Raw genomic sequence first — 16,957 nt, 5'->3', positions numbered from 1 at the left:
GGCGAAGAAGATTGTGCGGCGGGGTTACTCGCCGCGGAGTTCGTTCATGTGGTCGATGCGCCGTCTGACCAGGTCGTGCTTGCCGATGTCGTGGCGGACCCGGAGGCCCTCCCCGGCGGCGGCGAGCGCGCCGTCGGCGACGGCTTCGGCCTTCTCGATGGTGTCGCCGAGGCCGACGACGGCGAACGACCGCGACGTGGTGGTGTAGATGCCGTCCTCGCGGGCGTCGACCGAGGCGTAGAACAGCAGGGCGTTGCCGACGCTCTCCTCGTCGACCGTTATCTTCGCCCCCGCGACGGGGTCGGTGGGGTAGCCGTCGGGGACGGCGTACTTGCACACCGTCGCCTGCTCGTCGAAGTGGAGTTCGGGGAGCGGTTCGCCCTCTCGGGCGGCGGTCAGGACGTCGAGGAACGGCGTCCGGAGCACCGGAAGCGTGTTCATCGCCTCGGGGTCGCCGAAGCGGGCGTTGAACTCGACGACCTTCGGCCCCTCGGTGGTGAGCATGAACTGCCCGTACAGGACGCCTTTGTAGTCGGGCAGGGCGTCGACGACGGCCTCGATGACCTCGACGGCCGCGGCGTAGTCACCCTCGGTCATGAACGGCAGGTCGAGCGAGGCGTCCGAGTACGACCCCATCCCGCCCGTGTTGGGTCCCTCGTCACCCTCGTAGGCGCGCTTGTGGTCCTGGACCGCCGGCGTCACGCGGACGTCGCCGTTGGCGACGAACGCCTGGACGGTGAACTCCTCGCCGACCAGCCGTTCCTCGAGGACGACTCTGTCGTACTGTTCCTCGCGGAGGTACGCCTTCGCACCCGCCTCGTCGACCTGGTCGCCGATGACCTTGACGCCCTTCCCACCTGTCAGGCCGGCGGGCTTGACCGCGAGGTCGCCGTCGAACGCGTCGATGTAGTCGCAGGCGGCCTCGACGTCGTCGAACACCTCGAACGCCGGACAGCCCGGGACGTCGTTCTCCTGCATGAACCGGCGCTGGTACGCCTTGTCGGTCTCGATGCGTGCGTCTTCTTTCCGGGGGCCGAAGGTGTACACCCCGCTCTCGTCGAGCGCGTCCGCGACGCCGGCTTCGAGCGCCGACTCGGGGCCGATTACGGCCAGCGTCGCGCCGACCTCGTCGGCGTAGGCGACGATGTCGTCGACGTCGGTCTCGCCGATGGTCTCGACTCGCTCGGCGAGGCGGGCGATGCCCGGGTTGCGGTTCGACGCGCAGGCGTACAGGGCACAGTCGTCGGCGACTGCACGGGCGATGGCGTGTTCGCGGCCGCCTCCTCCCACCAAGAGTACGGTCTCCGTCATTATCGGAGGACTTCAGCACGAGAGTGTAAAGGTTGCCTTTCGCGCGAAGCGATGTGTACACGGCTGTGCGTATCCGTGTGGCCGGGTACCGACGCCGGAACGACCGCCGTCAGTCGAGCGCGGTGGCACCCTCTCTCGAGTCCATGTCGACCGACGGCATCCCTGACGTCGGTGTCGTGTACGCAGTCGGTTTCTTCTGTGCCGTCGTTCCGGGGTACTCGATGGGGTCCGTCCGGACCGCTGCGAGGTTCCGAATCACTCCCTCGATGAGGTCACCGGACGTGTTCACGAGGTCGGCCTCCGGGAGCCGTTCTCTGGCGGGTCGGGTGTATTCGACCAGTTTCTCCCAGGGGTAGCTGGCGTAGAAGACGACTCGCATGCTGGCGATGTTCGGGTCGGCGTGGTCGCGAAGCCGACAGACGAAGTTCACCCCTTCGTGTATCCTGTTGCCGTCGTTGTACCGATAGCTCTCTCCCACCCGTTGGACGTCCGAGACGAGCAGGTCGAAGTCGTTGTCCTCGTCGAGTATCGCGACGGCCCGCTCCGAACTCGCCGCCGTCGTGACCGTCACCCCGAGCGCCCGAAGGATTCGTCGCTCGCCCAGGAGTTTGTGCGGGTTGTCGTCGACCCAGAGGACGCGCCCACCGCGGGCAGTGTCGACGTCCGAACCGAGGGTTTCGATGGTCGCCAGCAACTGCTCGGTTTCGAGCCGGCTGTCTAACTGGAGTGTCTCGACTGCGGCTTTGACCTCGGGCCGTGTCACGGTAATCTCGACGTTCCCGCCTCTGAACGACTCGAGCCGTTCCCACGGGACGAGCAAGACGGCCGCCGCCGTACCGAGGAGGAAGAGTGTGGTCGAGTCGACGCGCGCGCCGTACTCGACGCTCAGGAGCCGAACCCCCACGAGTCCGAGCGCGACGGCCGCCACGACGACCCGCGAACGTCTGGAAAACGCGTTCATCACCCCTTCGCATTCGTACTGTCGAGAGTTAACAATTTACGTAGATTCGACCCCTCGGTGCGTGGCGTCTTTACGTCACGGAACCGATTCACACCCATGGACCACGCCGGACGCAACCGACTCGACGAGGAGGAGAGCCCCTATCTCCGCCAGCACGCCGACAACCCCGTCCACTGGCAGCCGTGGGACGAGCAGGCACTGGCGGAAGCGCGCGAGCGCGACGTCCCGGTCTTCCTCTCCATCGGCTACTCCGCCTGTCACTGGTGTCACGTCATGGAAGAAGAGTCGTTCGCCGACGAGGAGGTTGCGGCGTTCCTCAACGACAACTTCGTCCCCATCAAGGTCGACCGCGAGGAGCGCCCCGACATCGACTCGGTGTACATGACCATCTGCCAGCGGACCACGGGGCGCGGCGGGTGGCCGCTGTCGGTGTGGCTGACGCCCGACGGCCGGCCCTTCTTCGTCGGGACCTACTTCCCACCGACGGCCCGGCAGGGGATGCCCGGGTTCGTGGACGTGCTCGAACGCCTCGCCGAGTCGTGGGAACAGGACCGAGACGAGATAGAGAACCGCGCCGACCAGTGGAGTTCGTTACTCCGAAACGAACTGGAGGAGACGCCCGACTCCGGCGGAGAGGTCTCCTCGGAGGCGCTCTCGAACGCCACGAGCGCCGCGCTCCGCAGCGCCGACCGCGAGCACGGCGGGTTCGGGTCGTCGGGGCCGAAGTTCCCTCAACCATCGCGGCTCGACCTCCTCATGCGGTCGTACGTCCGGACCGGCCGCGACGAGCCCCTGCAGGTGGTCACGCGGACGCTCGACGCGATGGCCGACGGCGGACTGTACGACCACCTCGGCGGGGGCTTCCATCGGTACGCCACCGACCGCCAGTGGGTCGTCCCGCACTTCGAGAAGATGCTGTACGACAACGCCCTCCTCCCGCGGGTCTACCTCGGGGCGTACCAGCTCACGGGGACCGAGCGGTACGCACAGGTCGCTCGGGAGACGTTCGCCTTCCTCGACCGCGAACTCTCCCATCCCGGGGGCGGCTTCTACAGCACGCTCGACGCCCGGAGCGGGGGGGAGGAGGGGACGTTCTACGTGTGGACCCCCGAACAGGTCGCCGACGTCCTCGACGACGAGGAGTTGGTGAGTCTCGTCTGTGACCACTACGGTATTACACCCGGCGGGAACTTCGAGGGCGGGTCGACGGTCCTGACGCTCGCAGCGAGCCTCGCGGACCTCGCCGAGGAGTACGACGCTCCCGTCGAAGAGGTCCGCGAGCGCCTCGGCGAGGCCCGCGACCGCCTCTTCGCGGCCCGTGAGGAGCGCGTTCGGCCGGCGCGAGACGAGAAGGTGCTCGCCTCGTGGAACGGGATGGCGGTCTCGGCGCTGGCGATGGGCGGCCGCGTCCTCGACGAGACGTACACCGAGCGGGCCGCCGAGGCGCTCGCGTTCGTCCGCGAGGAGCTGTGGGACGCGGACGAGAGACGGCTCGCTCACCGATACAAGGACGGCGACGTGAAGGGCCCCGGGTTCCTCGAGGACTACGCCTTCCTCGCGCGCGGCGCGTTCGACCTGTATCAGGTGTCGGGCGACGTCGAACACCTCGCGTTCGCACTCGACCTCGCGCGGGTCGTCGAAGCGGAGTTCTGGGACGCGGAGCGACGGACGCTGTACTTCACACCCGCGAGCGGCGAGGGGCTGGTGACGCGACCACAGGAGCTGTCGGACCAGTCGACGCCGTCGTCGCTCGGGGTGGCGGTGGACCTCCTCTTCGACCTCGACAGCTTCGTGCCCGACGCCGACTTCGCCGACGTCGCACGGCAGGTGCTCGAGACGCACGCGAACCGCATCCAGGGCAACCCGATGGAGCACGTCTCGCTCGCGCTCGCCGCCGAGAAGTACCATCAGGGGGTGCTCGAACTCACGCTCGCGGCCGACGAGCGACCCGCGGCGTGGCGCGAAACGCTCGCGGCGCGCTACCTGCCCGCGGCCGTCGTCACACAGCGACCCGCAACCGACGCGGGAGTCGGCGAGTGGCGCTCGGTGCTGGGCCTCGACGAGACGCCGCCGGTCTGGGCGGGCCGGGAGGCGCGCGACGGCCCGACGGTGTACGCCTGCGAAGGATTCACCTGCTCGCCGCCGAAGTCGTCGGTCGACGAGGCGCTGGCGTGGGTCGAAAGCGGGGTCGAAGAGTAAGGGAGTCTCAGTCGTCGGCTTCGATGTCGTCGGCCGCGAGCCGCTCTGCGAGGTACACCGCGATGGGGGCGTCGGCGTCCTCGACGAACCGCACGAGTTCCGCGCCGTCGCGTTCGACGACGACCGTCGGAATGCGTTCGATGTCGTACTCGTCGACGCCCGGCCCGACCTTCGACCCGTCGTCTGCCTTCTCGACGGGGTAGTGGCCGACGTTCTCCTCGGGGACCCCCGCGGCCGCCAGCGCGGCACCGAAGTCGGGCAACTGCGACCGGCAGTCCTTGCACCAGTCGCCGCCCCACACCTTGAACACGAGGCCGTCCCGCGAGAGGGCGTCGACCACGTCCGGGTAGGAGTCGGCGTCCCACGCGGGGTTCGGCTGCATCGTCTCGAGTCGCTGGGTCTCGCTCATCGGTCGCGATTGGGAACGGAAGGATATAACGCTGTTCGGCGACGCGCTCCGGCGTCGCGGTCACCGCCGCCTGATTTGATGCGCGCCGTCTTCGCCCGTGACGGCGACGTCGAACGGCTGGGTCATCGTCGCGAGCGTCTGTTCGTCGTGAGCACCGGGGTCGATGCTGGCGACGAGCACCGCCTGTTCCCTGTCGACCCGCCCGCTGAGGACGTGGACGAAGCGGAACACGGCGTTGAGCGTGGCGTGCTGTAACAGCGCGGTCAGTGAGTCCAGTTCGACGAGAATCGGACCGTCGACGTCCTCGAACACCCGGGTGAGCGCGACGCCGTATTCGGTCAGACTGTCGGGCCCCCCGACCGAGTAGACGCGTTCGTCATCGAGTCCATCGGGGGCGCTCGGCGCGACCAGCCGCGTCTCGGCGTCGAGCTCGAACCCCGGTGGGAGACGTCCGAACCGGACGTCGACCGTGGTGAGGCGGCCACTGCCGAGGCGAGCGGTTACGTCGAACGACGGCCGGGGCGCGAGCGCGGCCCCGTGGACGAGAACCGACGATTCGTCTTCGTGGAGGGCGACCCGCTCGTCCGTTGCACTACTCATGTTGTCTTATTGAATCGTGTCCGAGTATATAAAGACACGCCACACCGACTCCGCCGGCCGGTCCGTCACCGGTTTATCACCGGCTGTGCAATCGAGCGTATGGACCGGAGCATCCTCGACACCGTCGGCTCCCCGCTCGTACAGGTCTCGTCGCCCGAGGGGACGACAGTGGCGGCGAAGGTCGAGTCGAAGAACCCGGGCGGGTCGGCGAAGGACCGCCCCGCCCTGGCGATGGTCGAAGCGGCCGAGGAGGCCGGCGACATCGAACCCGGCGACGCCCTCGTCGAACCGACGAGTGGTAACACGGGAATCGGGCTCGCCGTCGTCTCCGCGGCGAAGGGGTACGACCTCACCGTCGTGATGCCCTCGTCGAAGTCGCCGGAGCGCCGCGGCATCATGAAGGCGTACGGAGCGACCATCGAACTGGTCGACGGCGACATCTCCGCCGCGAAAGACCGTGCGGACGAACTCGAGGCCGAGGGGATGTACCAGCTTCGACAGTTCGAGAACCCCGCCAACCCCGACGCTCACTACCGGACGACCGGCCCGGAGATCATCGAACAGGTCGGCGACCGCGAGATCGACGCGTTCGTCGCCGGCGTCGGGACCGGGGGGACCATCTCGGGGACGGGTCGACGCCTCCGCGAGGCGTTCCCCGACATGGAGGTCGTCGCCGTCGAGCCCGCCGACAACGCCGTCCTCTCCGGCGGCGAACCCGGCGTGGACGACTTCCAGGGGATGGGGCCGGGGTTCGTCTCGCCGAACCTCGACGTCGACCTCCTCGACAACGTCGAGACCGTCACCATCGACGACGCGGAAGCCGAGTGCCGGCGGCTGGCGCGCGAGGAGGGCATTCTCGTGGGGCAGTCGAGCGGCGCGTCGAACCTCGTCGCCCGCCAGGTGGCCGGCCGGCTGGCGGACGCGGGTGTCGACGACCCGCTCGTCGTCACCGTGTACTGGGACAGCGGCGAGCGCTACATGTCGACCGGGATGTTCGACGCGTAATCGCCCGTTCGCGGTTATCCCGCGTCGTACTCCGCGGCCGTCAGGCGAACGACGACCGTCTCGTCCACGTCGCGGAGGTCGTACTCGGGCAGGCCGCCCTCGACACGTGCGGCGAACATGGGTTCGGCCAGTCGGCCGTCGACGACACCGAAGATGGCCACGTACTCGTCGGTCTCGTCGGGGTCGAGTCGCCCGTCTCTGACTTTCGTCGCGAGGTCGCGCGAGAGCCACTCCTGCTCGTCGATGGAGGGGTCGCACACGAGCGACCGGTCGGCGAAGCGCACGAGATACCAGTTCAGGTCGTTGAGGAGCGCGACCGCCGCGCCGAGGCTCACCGTGTCGACGGCGACCGCGTTGAAGAAGGGCTCGTCGAGGTCGTACGTCGACAGCGCCGCTCGCGACGTCTCCCGCGAGAGGAGTTCGTAGCGGAGGTTCACGTCATCGGAGCCGACGATACAGACCCGCGTCACGTCTGCGGGGTCGCCGTGCGCCAGTAAAGTGGTTGTGGTCGGCGGCGTCGGTCAGTGCAACCAGGCGTCGACGCACCCGCGCGAGCAGAAGACGAGCCGCTCGCGTTCCACACCGAGCTTTCCCTCGGTGGCACGCTCGCGGAAGAGTTCCATCCCGTAGTGGTCGTCGTCGAGGGCGACGTCGACCCCGCAGGCTGCGCAGTCGTCGACTCCCGCGCGCCAGTAGGCGTACGACCTGACGTCCTGGACGACCCAGTCAGAGCCAGGGTGGTGGCGGGAGGCATGGCGTTTCGTGTGGGACATGGGTGAGCGTAGGTGCTCCACCGACGTAAATCCATTTTTGTGTTATTGTTCACGCTGTTTCGGAGAATACTTCGCGCAACTATCCAGTGGCAGTGGACGAACTGTGTCGAGTGAGCGCGTAAGTGACCGCGTATCGATTTCGGCTCGCGACCGCTCACCCGTCGACCCCCGGTCACTCGGTCTCGTCGACCACCTCGACGTCGCGGGCGACGCTGGCAGCGTGGTCGAGCAGGTCGTCCGGTTCGGCGGCTTCGACGGCCGCCCGCGTCCCGGCCGTCTCGGGGTGCGGCGGGGCGACCCGTTCACAACCGACGGGGAGGGTCGCGTCGTCGAACGTCCCCAGTTCGCGAGCACGGGCGACGACGTCGGCCTTGTCCCAGGCCAAAAGCGGTCGGTGTACCGGGTAGTCGACGACGGCGTCGGTGACCGCGAGGTTCGGGCCGGTCTGACTCGACTTCTGTCCGACGACCTCGCCCGTCGCGAGCGCGCTCGCGCCCTCGCGGTCGGCGACGACGGCCGCCATCCGGAGCATCGCGCGCCGGAGTGAGAGCATCCGTGTGTCGTCGGTCTCGTCCACGACGCGCTCGACCACCGGTCCGCCGGGAACGACTCGGAGTCTCGTATCGGCGTTCGGCGCGCGCTCCCCGAGGAACGCCGTGGTCTCGACCGCACGCGCACGGTGGTCAGCGCCCCCGTACGCGCCCAGGTCGACGTAGAGCGGGACGACGTGACAGCCTCTGCGGAGGAGCTGCCACGCGGCGACGGGCGAGTCGATGCCACCGCTCACGAGGGCCACGACGGTCCCCTGGGTGCCCACCGGCAGGCCCCCCGGCCCGTCGTACTGGACGACACTCGCGAACGTCCCGCTCGACCGGCACTCCACGCGATACACCCTGTCGGGGTCGTCGAGGTCGACCCGGCCGCCGACCCGTTCGAGTATCGCTCGACCACCGACCCGCTCGACGTCGTGCCCGGTGAGTTCCCGTTCCTCCCCGTCGTCGACGACCGAGGCGCGGACGGCGAACGTCGCGTCCGGCGGGTGGGTCGCCGCGAGGTCACACAGCGTCTCGACAGCCGCCTCGACCGTCGGCTCACAGCGCCGCGCCGGCCGCGTCCAGACGACGCCGGGTGTCTCGGCGGCCGCCCGCGCACAGGCGTCGGTGTCGCCACCCTCGACGTAGAGTCGCGCCCACGACTGGTCGACCGTCGCATCGAGACCGCGGTCGGCTAAGACGGCGTCGAGGTTCGTCGCGAGGCGACGGCGCATCCGCCGCCGGACGACACTGCTCTTCGCTCCGAGTTCGCCGTAACCGACCACGACGACGTCGTCCGCCTGAGTGTGGGCCACAATCCCGGTAGCGGCGCACCGGGCTTTGCGTTTCCGGCCATCGCTCCGCGGAAGTTGGGTGGTCTCCCGTCGAAGCTATTGAGTACTCGGGAGGATTAATATAAATGGATTAGTACGCCTCGGCCAACTTGGAGATATCGTCCGACTCCGCCGACGTTCTCTTCGCTCCTGCCATGTCTGACCTTCCCGACGGTTCACACGTCCGCACGGCCGCCCCACCAGTCGACCTCGACCTCGACACCGACGCCGACGGCGAGGTCGCGCTCGACGACCCCGACCTGTATCTGAACCGCGAGCTCTCCGAACTCGCCTTCCAGCGCCGGGTTCTGAATCAGGTGCTCGACGACCGGAACCCGCTCCTCGAGCGGGTCCGCTTTCTCGCCATCGTCACGAAGAACCTCGACGAGTTCTTCATGAAGCGCGTCGGGGGGCTGAAACAACAGATCGACGCCGGGGTGACCGAACGGACGACCGACGGTCGAACCCCCCACGAACAGTGGGCGGCCGTCCACGAGGCGGCCGCGCCCATGTTCGCGCGCCAGTCGGCGTGTTACCGGGAGGTCCTCAGACCGGCGCTGGCCGAGGCGGGTCTCGAGGTCGCTGACTACGACGACCTCACGGACGCCCAGGAGGCGAAGATGCGTTCGTACTTCGAAGAGAGCGTGTTGCCGACGCTGACCCCGCTGTCGTTCGACCCGGCGCACCCGTTCCCGTTCATCTCCAATCGCTCGCTCTCGCTCGCGGTACTCACCCGGAAGCGCGGCGAGACCGACCCGACGTTCACGCGGGTGAAGATTCCACAGAACCGACCGCGGCTGGTCGAGGTCGACACCGACGACGAGGGCCGACGGTTCGTCCTCCTCGAAGAGGTCGTCCGCGCCAACCTCGACCTGCTCCTCCCGAACGTCGACATCGTCGACACTGCGCTCTTTCGGCTCACGCGAAACGCCGAGGTCCGGCGGAACGAGGAGGTCGCCGAGGACCTCATCGAAGCGATTCAGGAGGTGCTCGAACAGCGGCGGTTCGCGTCCGCGGTCAGGATGGAACTCGAGGCGGGCGCACCCGACGCGATTCGCGACCTGCTCATGGAGCAACTCGACCTCGCCGAGCGGGAGGTGTACGACCTGGAGGGTCCCATCGACTACCGCGAGTTCATGGACCTCACCGACCACGACCGGCCCGAGTTGAAACTCGACGACTGGTCGCCGCTTCCCCACCCGCGCCTGCCGGCAGACGGCGGTCTCACGGAGTCGACAGACGGTCACGAGGTGACGGTGTTCGACGAGATTCGCCGCGACGACATCCTGCTGCACCACCCGTATCACTCCTTCACCGACACGGTCCAGCGCTTCCTCGACGAGGCCGCCCACGACCCGGACGTTCTCGCCATCAAGGCGGCAATCTACCGGACGGCGTCGGACTCGAAGGTGATACAATCGCTCATCGACGCCGCCGACAACGGCAAACAGGTGGCGGTGATGGTCGAACTCAAGGCGCGGTTCGACGAGCAGAACAACCTCGAGTGGGTTCGCACGCTGGAGGAGGAGGGCATCCACGTCGCCTACGGCACCGTGGGGCTGAAGACTCACACGAAGACCGCGCTCGTGGTGCGAGAGGAGAACGACGGCGTCCAGTTGTACTCGCACGTCGCCACCGGCAACTACCACTCGGGCACGGCGAAAGGCTACGTCGACCTCGGTCTCCTCACCGCGGACCGCGATATCGGGCAGGACCTGGTCAAGGTGTTCAACTTCTTCACCGGGCCGTCGCTCGACGAGGAGTTTCGGAAACTACTCATCTCGCCCGTCACCATGCGAGCGCGCCTGACAAGGATGGTCCGTCGTGAGGCCGACCACGCCCGCGCGGGCCGTCGGGCGCGCATCGTCGTCAAGGCCAACGCGCTGGAGGACCCCGACCTGGTCGAAGAACTGTACCGCGCGTCGATGGCCGGCGTCGATATCGACCTGGTCGTCCGCGACATCTGCCGACTCAGACCCGGCATCGAGGGGCTCAGCGAGACCGTCGACGTCTACAGCATCGTCGACCGCTTCCTGGAGCACTCGCGTATCTTCTACTTCGAGAACGGGGGAGCCCCCGAGTACTACATCGGCTCTGCCGACTGGATGACGCGCAACCTCGACAAGCGGGTCGAGGCTGTCACTCCCGTCACCGACCCGGACGTTCGCGAACAGCTCCGATTCGTCCTCGAACTCTGCCTCCGTGACAACCGCTCGGCGTGGACGATGAACCCGGACGGGACGTACGACCAGCGCACCCCGGGCGAGGACGAACCGACTGTCTGCACGCAAGACGTCCTGATGGCGTGTACCCGCGCGGCCCACGAGACCGGGGACGACCGCGGAATCGTCCCCGAACACCCCGCGATCGAGACGACACTGCTCCTCGAGGGGTCGGCGCCGGCCCCGTCGGACGACCGCACACCCGCAGAACCCCCCACGGAAATCGATGCCGGGTCAGATTCGGCTGTCGCTTCCGAGTCGGAGACTGACCCATCGGAGACCGACCCGGACGACACACTCCCGGCGATTCTCGAAGCGCACCCGAATCGGTGGTACGTCCCCGACAGCCAGCGCTACGCGTTCGCGGTACGGACGCCGACGGGGGACCGCGCCTACCGGGAGACGGCGGACGCGGCAGCAGCTCTCGTCGAGCGGTACTGGGTAGACAGCGGTACGGACGAGCGCTGAAGAGAGTCGCCGTGAGAACCGGCTCAGGAGAGGTCGCTCATCGTCCGCTGCATCGACCAGTACGCGGCCGTCTGCCGGACGCGACCGCTCGAACACGCTCTCGTGCCGCCGTCGGGAGTGCGGCTCGGGTGGCTGTCGGTGTCGGGCGTGAGCGAGTCGGTGGGTGCGGCGTCGTCTGCTGACATTGTCACGTATGACACGGGAATGTGTGTTAAACGTTGTCTACAAGCGCATATAAGGTGTAGATATTGTATCGATATCGCCACAAAACACGTGATTCGCGGACTCGGGGCGAGTCGAGCGTGGCTCAGAACGTCCGGAGTTCGCCGTCGATGACCCGCTCCGTGATCCCGGTGACCGCAGCGAGTTCCCGGTCGACGATGGCCGCCACGTCCGACTCGATGTCGCCGACCTCGACGCCCGCTTCGGTGACGAGTTCGACGTCGGCGACGTGTGGCTGGTCGATGGGGCGGCCGATCTGACTCAGGAGCCGGACCCGAAGGTCGCGGATGCCGTCGACCTCCGCGACGACCGTGTGGGCGATCTCCGTCGAGAGGAGGTTGTAGATCTTCCCGATGTGGTTCACCGGGTTCTTCCCCGAGGTGGCCTCCATCGACATCGGGCGGTTCGGGGTGATGAGCCCGTTCGAGCGGTTCCCCCGGCCCACCGACCCGTCGTCGCCCATCTCGGCCGAGGTGCCCGTCGTCGTGAGATAGATCGCGCCCTCGTCGTAGTCGTCGGCGGTGTTCACCTCGACGTGGACGTCGCGGTCGGTGTACTCGGTGGCGAGTTCCGTGACGAACGCCTGGACGTCGTCGACCGCCCGCTCGTAGGCGGCCATGTCCTCGAGGTAGGCGTCGACCATCGCGACGGCGACGGTGAGGTCGATGCGGTCGCCCTCGCGCTTGCCCATGATCTTGATGTCGGGTCCGATTTCGGGGTTCTTGTCGGCGTACCGGCCGTTGAGCGCCTGTTCGGCCTCGAGTACGATACGCTCGGTCTCGGTCAGCGGCGCGTGTCCGACACCGAAGCTCGTGTCGTTCGCCATCGGGACCTGGCCGTCCTCGCCGAAGACGTCCTTGAGGTCGCCCGACCCCTCGCCGAGGCGGACGTCGACGACGATGTCCGTCCCGATTTCGAGTTCGGGGATGGTCTCGTGGAGGTAGTCACGGGCGGCTTCGAGGGCCACGGAGTCGACCGGCAGGTTGTGTTCGGTGCCGTTCTCGGTGACGTAGTGTTTCGTCGCCCGCCCGACGATGAGCACGTAGACGGGTTCGAGCATCTCGCCGCCACCGAACGCGGGTGCCGCGGAGCCGGCCACCAGCTGGGTCTCGTCGGTGTTGTAGTGGAGGACGTGACCCACGCGGTCGAGATAGAGGTTCGAGAGGGCCCGGGAGACGCTCTCGGCGATGCCGTCACAGATGGAGTCGGGATGACCCAACCCCTTCCGCTCGACGATCTCTACCCCCTGGTCCTCCACGGCGAGTCGGCCGACCGACTCGATCTGGATGTTCCGCTCGGTCATTGTGTGAGGGGTATAGCCGGGCCTCGCCTATAACTTGCGGAAAGTTTCTGTTGTGTGTGTATTACCATCAGGAATCATCGGGCCCGTCGCGGTCGGCAGGGACTCCGTCACCCGCGTCGCCCGCACCGAGTAGCAAGCCGAGATACGAGGTCCTGACCTGGTCGTCGGGGTCGAGCCCGAGCCTTTCGACGAGTTCGAAAGCACCCTCGCGCGCCGTTTCGACGTCCGCCGATTCGGTCTCGACCTCGACGTACTCGCCGACGTCGGTCACGGCGTCGAGTGTGATGGTGTACTCGCCGACGCGAAAGCGTGCGCGCTCCTTCTCGACGACGGCCACGGGCTCGAAGCCGAGCGCCTGGAGGATGGCGTCCATCGTCTCGTCGTCCGCCACGCCCGTCTCGTGCTCCCGGCGCGTCTTGGACGCGCTGTCGACCAGCGGGCCCTTGTAGGTGACGCGGGCCTCCTCGTCGCCGGCTTCGCACTCGACCCGGCGGATTCGGAGCGCCTCGTCCGTCTCGACGAACTGTCGGTGTGGTGCGTCGTAGTAGGTGTCGCGCTGGACGACGGTTCCCAGCGACTCCGCGTCGAGGTCGGCGAGTCGCGCGCGGACCGCCGCGTGGTCGGCGGGCAGCTTCACCTCTACTTCGTACATACTGCGGACGACGGCGAGGCCGGGCAAAAGCGTGGTCGTCTCGGCCGTGTGCGCACCAATCCACACCATCTGTGGGACGTTCGGTCCGGCCGGCGGGTCGCGTTGACTCGCTCGTCGGGAGGCCCCGCTGCTCGCGGTCCCACTCGGTTCGGGTCTGCGGCCTGAAACGTGATTCTTAAGAGTCGGACGGCTCACCGTTGGAGTATGACCGATGACCAGCAGGCGGAGTCGGCAGACGAACTGGACGCCGCCGAAGCCGAGGCAGCGGAAGACGTCGACGCGGACGCCGAGGGTGCGGAGGAAGAAAGCGGCCTCCAGCAGGGCGATTTCGTCCGGCTCGCATACACCATGCGGACGATCCCCGACGATGACGACGACGAGGAGGGGATGGTCGTCGACACGACAGACGCCGAGGTGGCCGAAGAGGCCGACATCGACACCGACGAGTACGAGTTCGAGCCGAGAATCATCATCCTCGGCGAGGGTCACGTGTTCGAGGCCGTCGACGAGGCGCTCGTCGGGAGCGAAGTCGGCGACGCGGGCACCGTGACCATCCCCGCGGCCGAGGCGTTCGGCGAGGTCGACGAGGACGAGATTCGCACTGTCAGTGCCTCGAAGATCGACGAAGACGACCGCTACCCCGGTGCGCAGGTCCAGATCGACGGCGAGCAGGGCCGCATCGAGACCATCATCGGTGGCCGCGCGCGCGTCAACTTCAACCACCCACTCGCCGGTGAGGACCTCGAGTACGATTACGAGATCCTCGAAGTCATCGACGACCGCACCGAGAAGGCCAAGGGCCTGTTCGGGCTCTACCTCCAGCAGACGCCCGACCTCTGGATCCAGACCGACGAGGTCGAAGAGGAGGTCGAAGTCGCGTCCGACGACGGAGAGACTCCGGAGGAGTCTCAAGCAACCGGCGAAGCCGGTGACGACGACGAGGACGCAGAACCCGAGTACGAGACCGAGACGGTCGAGAAGGAGACGCTGTACATCGAGGCCACGCCGCAGATGACGATGAACCAGCAGTGGCTCTTCTCGAAGCAGCAGATCGCACAGGACGTCATGAACCGCCTCGACCTCGACCGCGTCATCGTCCAGGAGACCATCGACGGGATGGGCGGGATGATGGGCGGCATGGGTGGCATGATGGGCGGCATGGGCGGTGCCGCGCCCGAGGACATCGAAGAGGCCATGGACGACGTGGACCTCGACGACGTCGACGTCGACGCCGACGAAATCGCTGACGAACTCGACGCCGACCTCGACGACGAGTAACGTTCGGTCGTTCGACAGCCGGTCGACCGGCCGGTCGACCCGGTCCGCTGTGCCGTGCTCCCGACTCACAGCGTATCGTATCCGTTATGCAGGTGGCCCACAGCTTCGCTCGTATGGACCTTCCCGAGAGCGTCCGTGACGACCTTCTCGTCGCCCTCGTCGCGGCCGGCTGCACCGTCGTACTCACCCTCGCCCTTCGGTACGGTGTCGGTCTGCGCCCGCCGCTTCTGCCGCGGCTCTCACCGATGGTTCCGTACTTCGGCTACCTGTTCTCGAAGCGGAACGGCCTCCTGTCGATGCTCTCGACAGCCACGTGGGTCGGTGTGACCGTCCTCGTGACGCTGGTGACGTTCGCCTCCTTCGTCGTCTGAGCCCTCACGCGATGTCTCGGCTCGTGTCGACGTCGACCTCCTCGGTGAGTCGCAGTTTGATGGTCTCGTCGAGCGCGCGCCCCCCGCGGAACTTCGGAATCGCCAGTCGGTTCTCTATCTCGGAGCCTTTGACCGTCGTCTCGAGGTCGAAGACGATGTCGGCCATGTGCTTCGTGAGTCCCCGGTTCGCCGGCAGGTGCTCCGTCTTCATGCCGTGGAGGACGGTGATGCCGCCGGTGTTTATCATGTGTGTCTGGACCTCGTTGAGGAACATCCGGTAGCGCGAGGGTTCGACCCCCTCGAGGACGTCGACGATATCGATGATGAGGTTCGCCTCGTCCGGGAGCCCACGAATGAGACGGTGGGCCTGGTCCACCGGACCGTCGCCGTCGACGTCACGCACGGTGGGGTTCCCGGTCTGTACCGACGAGTTCTCGAGCGCGTCCCTGACTGCCTCTACCGAGCGGGCGGTCGTCAGGTAGAGCGTCCCCCGAGCGGCCGTTAGCTCGTAGAGGATGAGCTCCGACTGGCTCGCGGGTCGCGCTCCGAGAAAGACGATGCTTCCTGCCGGTAACCCCCCGTCGAGTTGCCTGTCGAGGACGGTGATTCCGGTCGGAAGCCGGTTCGGCATGCGATGCTGTTACCTCTCCGCACACATATCAGTTACCGGCTAAATATCTTTCTTGATACTCAAAGGCCCGAGGTCGCCGTCCCGTCCGTGGGCCGGTCCGGTGCCGAGAGTGCGGCGGCGACCGCCGCGTACGCGGCCCGCACGCGCTCGTCCGCCAACGGCGCCCCCGTCGCGTTCGGCACCGTGCCGAGCACCGGACCGTCGAAGAGCCTCTCCACTCCGGGAGGTGCCACGCGCGTCCGGGTCAACACGACCCCCGCGACTCGACAGCCGAGCGCACGAGCCATCGCTGCGGTCTTCGTCGCGTCCCGCAGCGCGGGTGCGCACGCCGTCGAGACGAGGACCACGGTGGTCGCTGCGGCGAGGGGCGCGGCCGCGTCCGGTCCGGCACCGCCCGGGCAGTCCACGACGACACGTGCGTCCGTTCGGTTCGCGACCCTGTCGAGTATCGTCGTCACCGTCGCGTCGCTCCCCGTCGGTGACGGCGCTGGGAGTACCGAGAGACCGTCGGCGACACGCTGGGGGGCCGCGTCGTCGCCGGCCATCGGCTCCCGGTCGACGCCTGCCATCGCGTGGAGGTTCGGCATGTCCCGGTCGGTGTCGACGACGACAGTCTCCCCGTCGAGCGCACGGCCGACCCCGAGGGCCGTGGTCGTCTTCCCACATCCACCCTTCCCACCTGCGACTGCGAGCATAGCTCGTCCTGGCCGCCTTCCGGTATTTGAAGTTGAACCTCGGGAGAGCGGGCGCGTCAGTCCTGACAGCAGCCGCCGGCCTCGCCACCGAAGTCGACCGCGAGCGGGTCGGAGATGGCTTCGTTCACGGTTTCGAGCCGTGACTGGAGCTCCGACTGCGCCTCGAGGTACTCGCTCATCACCGGGAGACTGTGAAGTTCCTGCTGCTTGGACTGGAGCTTCTGCATCCCGTCTTCCGTCGCGTTCCCGGTCTGTCGGGCGAACATGAACTCCTCGCGGAGTTGATTGAACTCGCGGATGTGCGCCTGGGCCTCGTCGTCGGCCTCGACGGCCTGCTTCGCCTCCTCGAAGCGCTGGTACTCGTCGGTCTCGGCGATAGCCGCACCGAGGTCACGACCCATCTGCTCGAGGCTCGTCGTCTCGACACTCATGTTCCCGCTTGGGCGAGCACGTAGTTGAATTTGCCGACTGCGTCGGTCCGTCGCCTCGGC

Annotated in this window: 18 protein-coding genes; 5 read left to right on the top strand and 13 right to left on the bottom strand. The window is 67.4% G+C overall.

Translation table 11 applies throughout. The features are described 5' to 3' along the window. Window positions 1-24: 24 nt before the first annotated feature. A complete protein-coding gene (gene purD, locus E6N53_RS19520) occupies window positions 25-1,311 on the bottom strand; it encodes a phosphoribosylamine--glycine ligase (protein WP_142861105.1) in 1,287 nt (428 codons plus the stop codon). A gap of 109 nt (window positions 1,312-1,420) precedes the next feature. Next, window positions 1,421-2,272 carry a response regulator gene (locus E6N53_RS19515; protein WP_142861104.1) on the bottom strand — a complete coding sequence of 284 codons (852 nt, stop codon included), beginning with the start codon at window positions 2,270-2,272 and terminating at the stop codon, window positions 1,421-1,423. Window positions 2,273-2,368: 96 nt separating this feature from the next. Here E6N53_RS19515 and E6N53_RS19510 point away from each other — a divergent pair, with 96 nt between their 5' ends. Continuing rightward, the gene (locus E6N53_RS19510) at window positions 2,369-4,471 is read left to right on the top strand and encodes a thioredoxin domain-containing protein (protein WP_142861103.1); all 2,103 of its coding nucleotides are present in this window, start codon (window positions 2,369-2,371) and stop codon (window positions 4,469-4,471) included. Window positions 4,472-4,478: 7 nt separating this feature from the next. Here the strand turns inward: E6N53_RS19510 and E6N53_RS19505 are convergent, their stop codons facing one another. Both E6N53_RS19505 and E6N53_RS19500 read right to left on the bottom strand, forming a co-directional pair. Next, the gene (locus tag E6N53_RS19505; RefSeq protein ID WP_142861102.1) at window positions 4,479-4,880 is read right to left on the bottom strand and encodes a thioredoxin domain-containing protein; all 402 of its coding nucleotides are present in this window, start codon (window positions 4,878-4,880) and stop codon (window positions 4,479-4,481) included. Window positions 4,881-4,940: 60 nt separating this feature from the next. Next, entirely contained in the window at window positions 4,941-5,480 is a 540-nt protein-coding gene (locus tag E6N53_RS19500) for a DUF7504 family protein (protein ID WP_142861101.1), read from the bottom strand. 99 nt (window positions 5,481-5,579) lie between these two features. On the opposite strand from E6N53_RS19500, the gene E6N53_RS19495 reads away from it, so the two are divergent. Next, the gene (locus E6N53_RS19495; RefSeq protein WP_142861100.1) at window positions 5,580-6,485 is read left to right on the top strand and encodes a PLP-dependent cysteine synthase family protein; all 906 of its coding nucleotides are present in this window, start codon (window positions 5,580-5,582) and stop codon (window positions 6,483-6,485) included. Between the two features lie 14 nt (window positions 6,486-6,499). On the opposite strand, the gene E6N53_RS19490 is transcribed toward E6N53_RS19495, so the two are convergent. From E6N53_RS19490 to E6N53_RS19480, 3 genes are all read right to left on the bottom strand, one after another. Beyond that, complete coding sequence (locus E6N53_RS19490) at window positions 6,500-6,955, bottom strand: DUF5804 family protein (RefSeq protein ID WP_142861099.1); 456 nt, start codon at window positions 6,953-6,955, stop codon at window positions 6,500-6,502. Between the two features lie 51 nt (window positions 6,956-7,006). Then, on the bottom strand, window positions 7,007-7,258 hold the full coding sequence (locus E6N53_RS19485) for a hypothetical protein (protein WP_136591880.1): 252 nt from the start codon (window positions 7,256-7,258) through the stop codon (window positions 7,007-7,009). A gap of 172 nt (window positions 7,259-7,430) precedes the next feature. Beyond that, window positions 7,431-8,606 carry a tRNA sulfurtransferase gene (locus tag E6N53_RS19480; RefSeq protein WP_236642430.1) on the bottom strand — a complete coding sequence of 392 codons (1,176 nt, stop codon included), beginning with the start codon at window positions 8,604-8,606 and terminating at the stop codon, window positions 7,431-7,433. A 173-nt stretch (window positions 8,607-8,779) separates the two neighbouring features. Between E6N53_RS19480 and ppk1 the strand changes: the two genes are divergently transcribed. Beyond that, window positions 8,780-11,314 (top strand): polyphosphate kinase 1, encoded by a 2,535-nt coding sequence (gene ppk1, locus E6N53_RS19475; protein WP_142861098.1) that lies wholly within the window; start codon window positions 8,780-8,782, stop codon window positions 11,312-11,314. Between the two features lie 23 nt (window positions 11,315-11,337). Here ppk1 and E6N53_RS20850 read toward each other — a convergent pair whose 3' ends face one another. The 3 genes from E6N53_RS20850 to cyaB all read right to left on the bottom strand — a co-directional run bounded on the left by E6N53_RS20850 (window position 11,338) and on the right by cyaB (window position 13,491). Beyond that, window positions 11,338-11,499, bottom strand: a complete 162-nt coding sequence (locus E6N53_RS20850; RefSeq protein ID WP_161569965.1) for a hypothetical protein — start codon at window positions 11,497-11,499, stop codon at window positions 11,338-11,340. A 122-nt stretch (window positions 11,500-11,621) separates the two neighbouring features. After that, window positions 11,622-12,839 carry a methionine adenosyltransferase gene (locus tag E6N53_RS19470; RefSeq protein WP_142861097.1) on the bottom strand — a complete coding sequence of 406 codons (1,218 nt, stop codon included), beginning with the start codon at window positions 12,837-12,839 and terminating at the stop codon, window positions 11,622-11,624. 67 nt (window positions 12,840-12,906) lie between these two features. Next, complete coding sequence (gene cyaB, locus E6N53_RS19465; protein WP_142861096.1) at window positions 12,907-13,491, bottom strand: class IV adenylate cyclase; 585 nt, start codon at window positions 13,489-13,491, stop codon at window positions 12,907-12,909. A 204-nt stretch (window positions 13,492-13,695) separates the two neighbouring features. Between cyaB and E6N53_RS19460 the strand changes: the two genes are divergently transcribed. After that, the gene (locus E6N53_RS19460; RefSeq protein ID WP_142861095.1) at window positions 13,696-14,769 is read left to right on the top strand and encodes an FKBP-type peptidyl-prolyl cis-trans isomerase; all 1,074 of its coding nucleotides are present in this window, start codon (window positions 13,696-13,698) and stop codon (window positions 14,767-14,769) included. A 113-nt stretch (window positions 14,770-14,882) separates the two neighbouring features. Then, window positions 14,883-15,140, top strand: coding sequence for a DUF8049 family protein (locus E6N53_RS19455; protein ID WP_201740280.1), 258 nt, complete (start codon window positions 14,883-14,885; stop codon window positions 15,138-15,140). A gap of 4 nt (window positions 15,141-15,144) precedes the next feature. Here E6N53_RS19455 and E6N53_RS19450 read toward each other — a convergent pair whose 3' ends face one another. The 3 genes from E6N53_RS19450 to E6N53_RS19440 are packed head-to-tail and all read right to left on the bottom strand — an operon-like array spanning window position 15,145 to window position 16,897. Continuing rightward, a complete protein-coding gene (locus E6N53_RS19450; RefSeq protein ID WP_136591874.1) occupies window positions 15,145-15,771 on the bottom strand; it encodes an RAD55 family ATPase in 627 nt (208 codons plus the stop codon). Between the two features lie 59 nt (window positions 15,772-15,830). After that, a complete protein-coding gene (locus tag E6N53_RS19445) occupies window positions 15,831-16,466 on the bottom strand; it encodes a MinD/ParA family ATP-binding protein (protein WP_142861093.1) in 636 nt (211 codons plus the stop codon). A gap of 56 nt (window positions 16,467-16,522) precedes the next feature. Then, window positions 16,523-16,897, bottom strand: coding sequence for a YlbF/YmcA family competence regulator (locus E6N53_RS19440; protein ID WP_136603337.1), 375 nt, complete (start codon window positions 16,895-16,897; stop codon window positions 16,523-16,525). Window positions 16,898-16,957 lie beyond the last annotated feature (60 nt).

It is taken from the genome of Salinigranum halophilum, from assembly GCF_007004735.1.
Classification (GTDB): domain Archaea; phylum Halobacteriota; class Halobacteria; order Halobacteriales; family Haloferacaceae; genus Salinigranum; species Salinigranum halophilum.
The sequence above is the reverse complement of the archived record's forward strand: the minus strand, read 5'-3'. Positions and strand labels throughout refer to the sequence as shown.

Bases quoted from the DNA above. Each gene is read 5' to 3' on its own strand.
- E6N53_RS19510 (WP_142861103.1), top strand. From the start codon at position 2,369: ATGGACCACGCCGGACGCAACCGACTCGACGAGGAGGAGAGCCCCTAT.
- E6N53_RS19445 (WP_142861093.1), bottom strand. From the start codon at position 16,466: ATGCTCGCAGTCGCAGGTGGGAAGGGTGGATGTGGGAAGACGACCACG.
- E6N53_RS19485 (WP_136591880.1), bottom strand. From the start codon at position 7,258: ATGTCCCACACGAAACGCCATGCCTCCCGCCACCACCCTGGCTCTGAC.
- E6N53_RS19450 (WP_136591874.1), bottom strand. From the start codon at position 15,771: ATGCCGAACCGGCTTCCGACCGGAATCACCGTCCTCGACAGGCAACTC.
- E6N53_RS20850 (WP_161569965.1), bottom strand. From the start codon at position 11,499: ATGTCAGCAGACGACGCCGCACCCACCGACTCGCTCACGCCCGACACC.
- E6N53_RS19515 (WP_142861104.1), bottom strand. From the start codon at position 2,272: ATGAACGCGTTTTCCAGACGTTCGCGGGTCGTCGTGGCGGCCGTCGCG.
- E6N53_RS19460 (WP_142861095.1), top strand. From the start codon at position 13,696: ATGACCGATGACCAGCAGGCGGAGTCGGCAGACGAACTGGACGCCGCC.
- purD (WP_142861105.1), bottom strand. From the start codon at position 1,311: ATGACGGAGACCGTACTCTTGGTGGGAGGAGGCGGCCGCGAACACGCC.
- E6N53_RS19440 (WP_136603337.1), bottom strand. From the start codon at position 16,897: ATGAGTGTCGAGACGACGAGCCTCGAGCAGATGGGTCGTGACCTCGGT.
- E6N53_RS19495 (WP_142861100.1), top strand. From the start codon at position 5,580: ATGGACCGGAGCATCCTCGACACCGTCGGCTCCCCGCTCGTACAGGTC.
- E6N53_RS19505 (WP_142861102.1), bottom strand. From the start codon at position 4,880: ATGAGCGAGACCCAGCGACTCGAGACGATGCAGCCGAACCCCGCGTGG.
- E6N53_RS19455 (WP_201740280.1), top strand. From the start codon at position 14,883: ATGGACCTTCCCGAGAGCGTCCGTGACGACCTTCTCGTCGCCCTCGTC.
- ppk1 (WP_142861098.1), top strand. From the start codon at position 8,780: ATGTCTGACCTTCCCGACGGTTCACACGTCCGCACGGCCGCCCCACCA.
- E6N53_RS19470 (WP_142861097.1), bottom strand. From the start codon at position 12,839: ATGACCGAGCGGAACATCCAGATCGAGTCGGTCGGCCGACTCGCCGTG.
- E6N53_RS19500 (WP_142861101.1), bottom strand. From the start codon at position 5,480: ATGAGTAGTGCAACGGACGAGCGGGTCGCCCTCCACGAAGACGAATCG.
- cyaB (WP_142861096.1), bottom strand. From the start codon at position 13,491: ATGTACGAAGTAGAGGTGAAGCTGCCCGCCGACCACGCGGCGGTCCGC.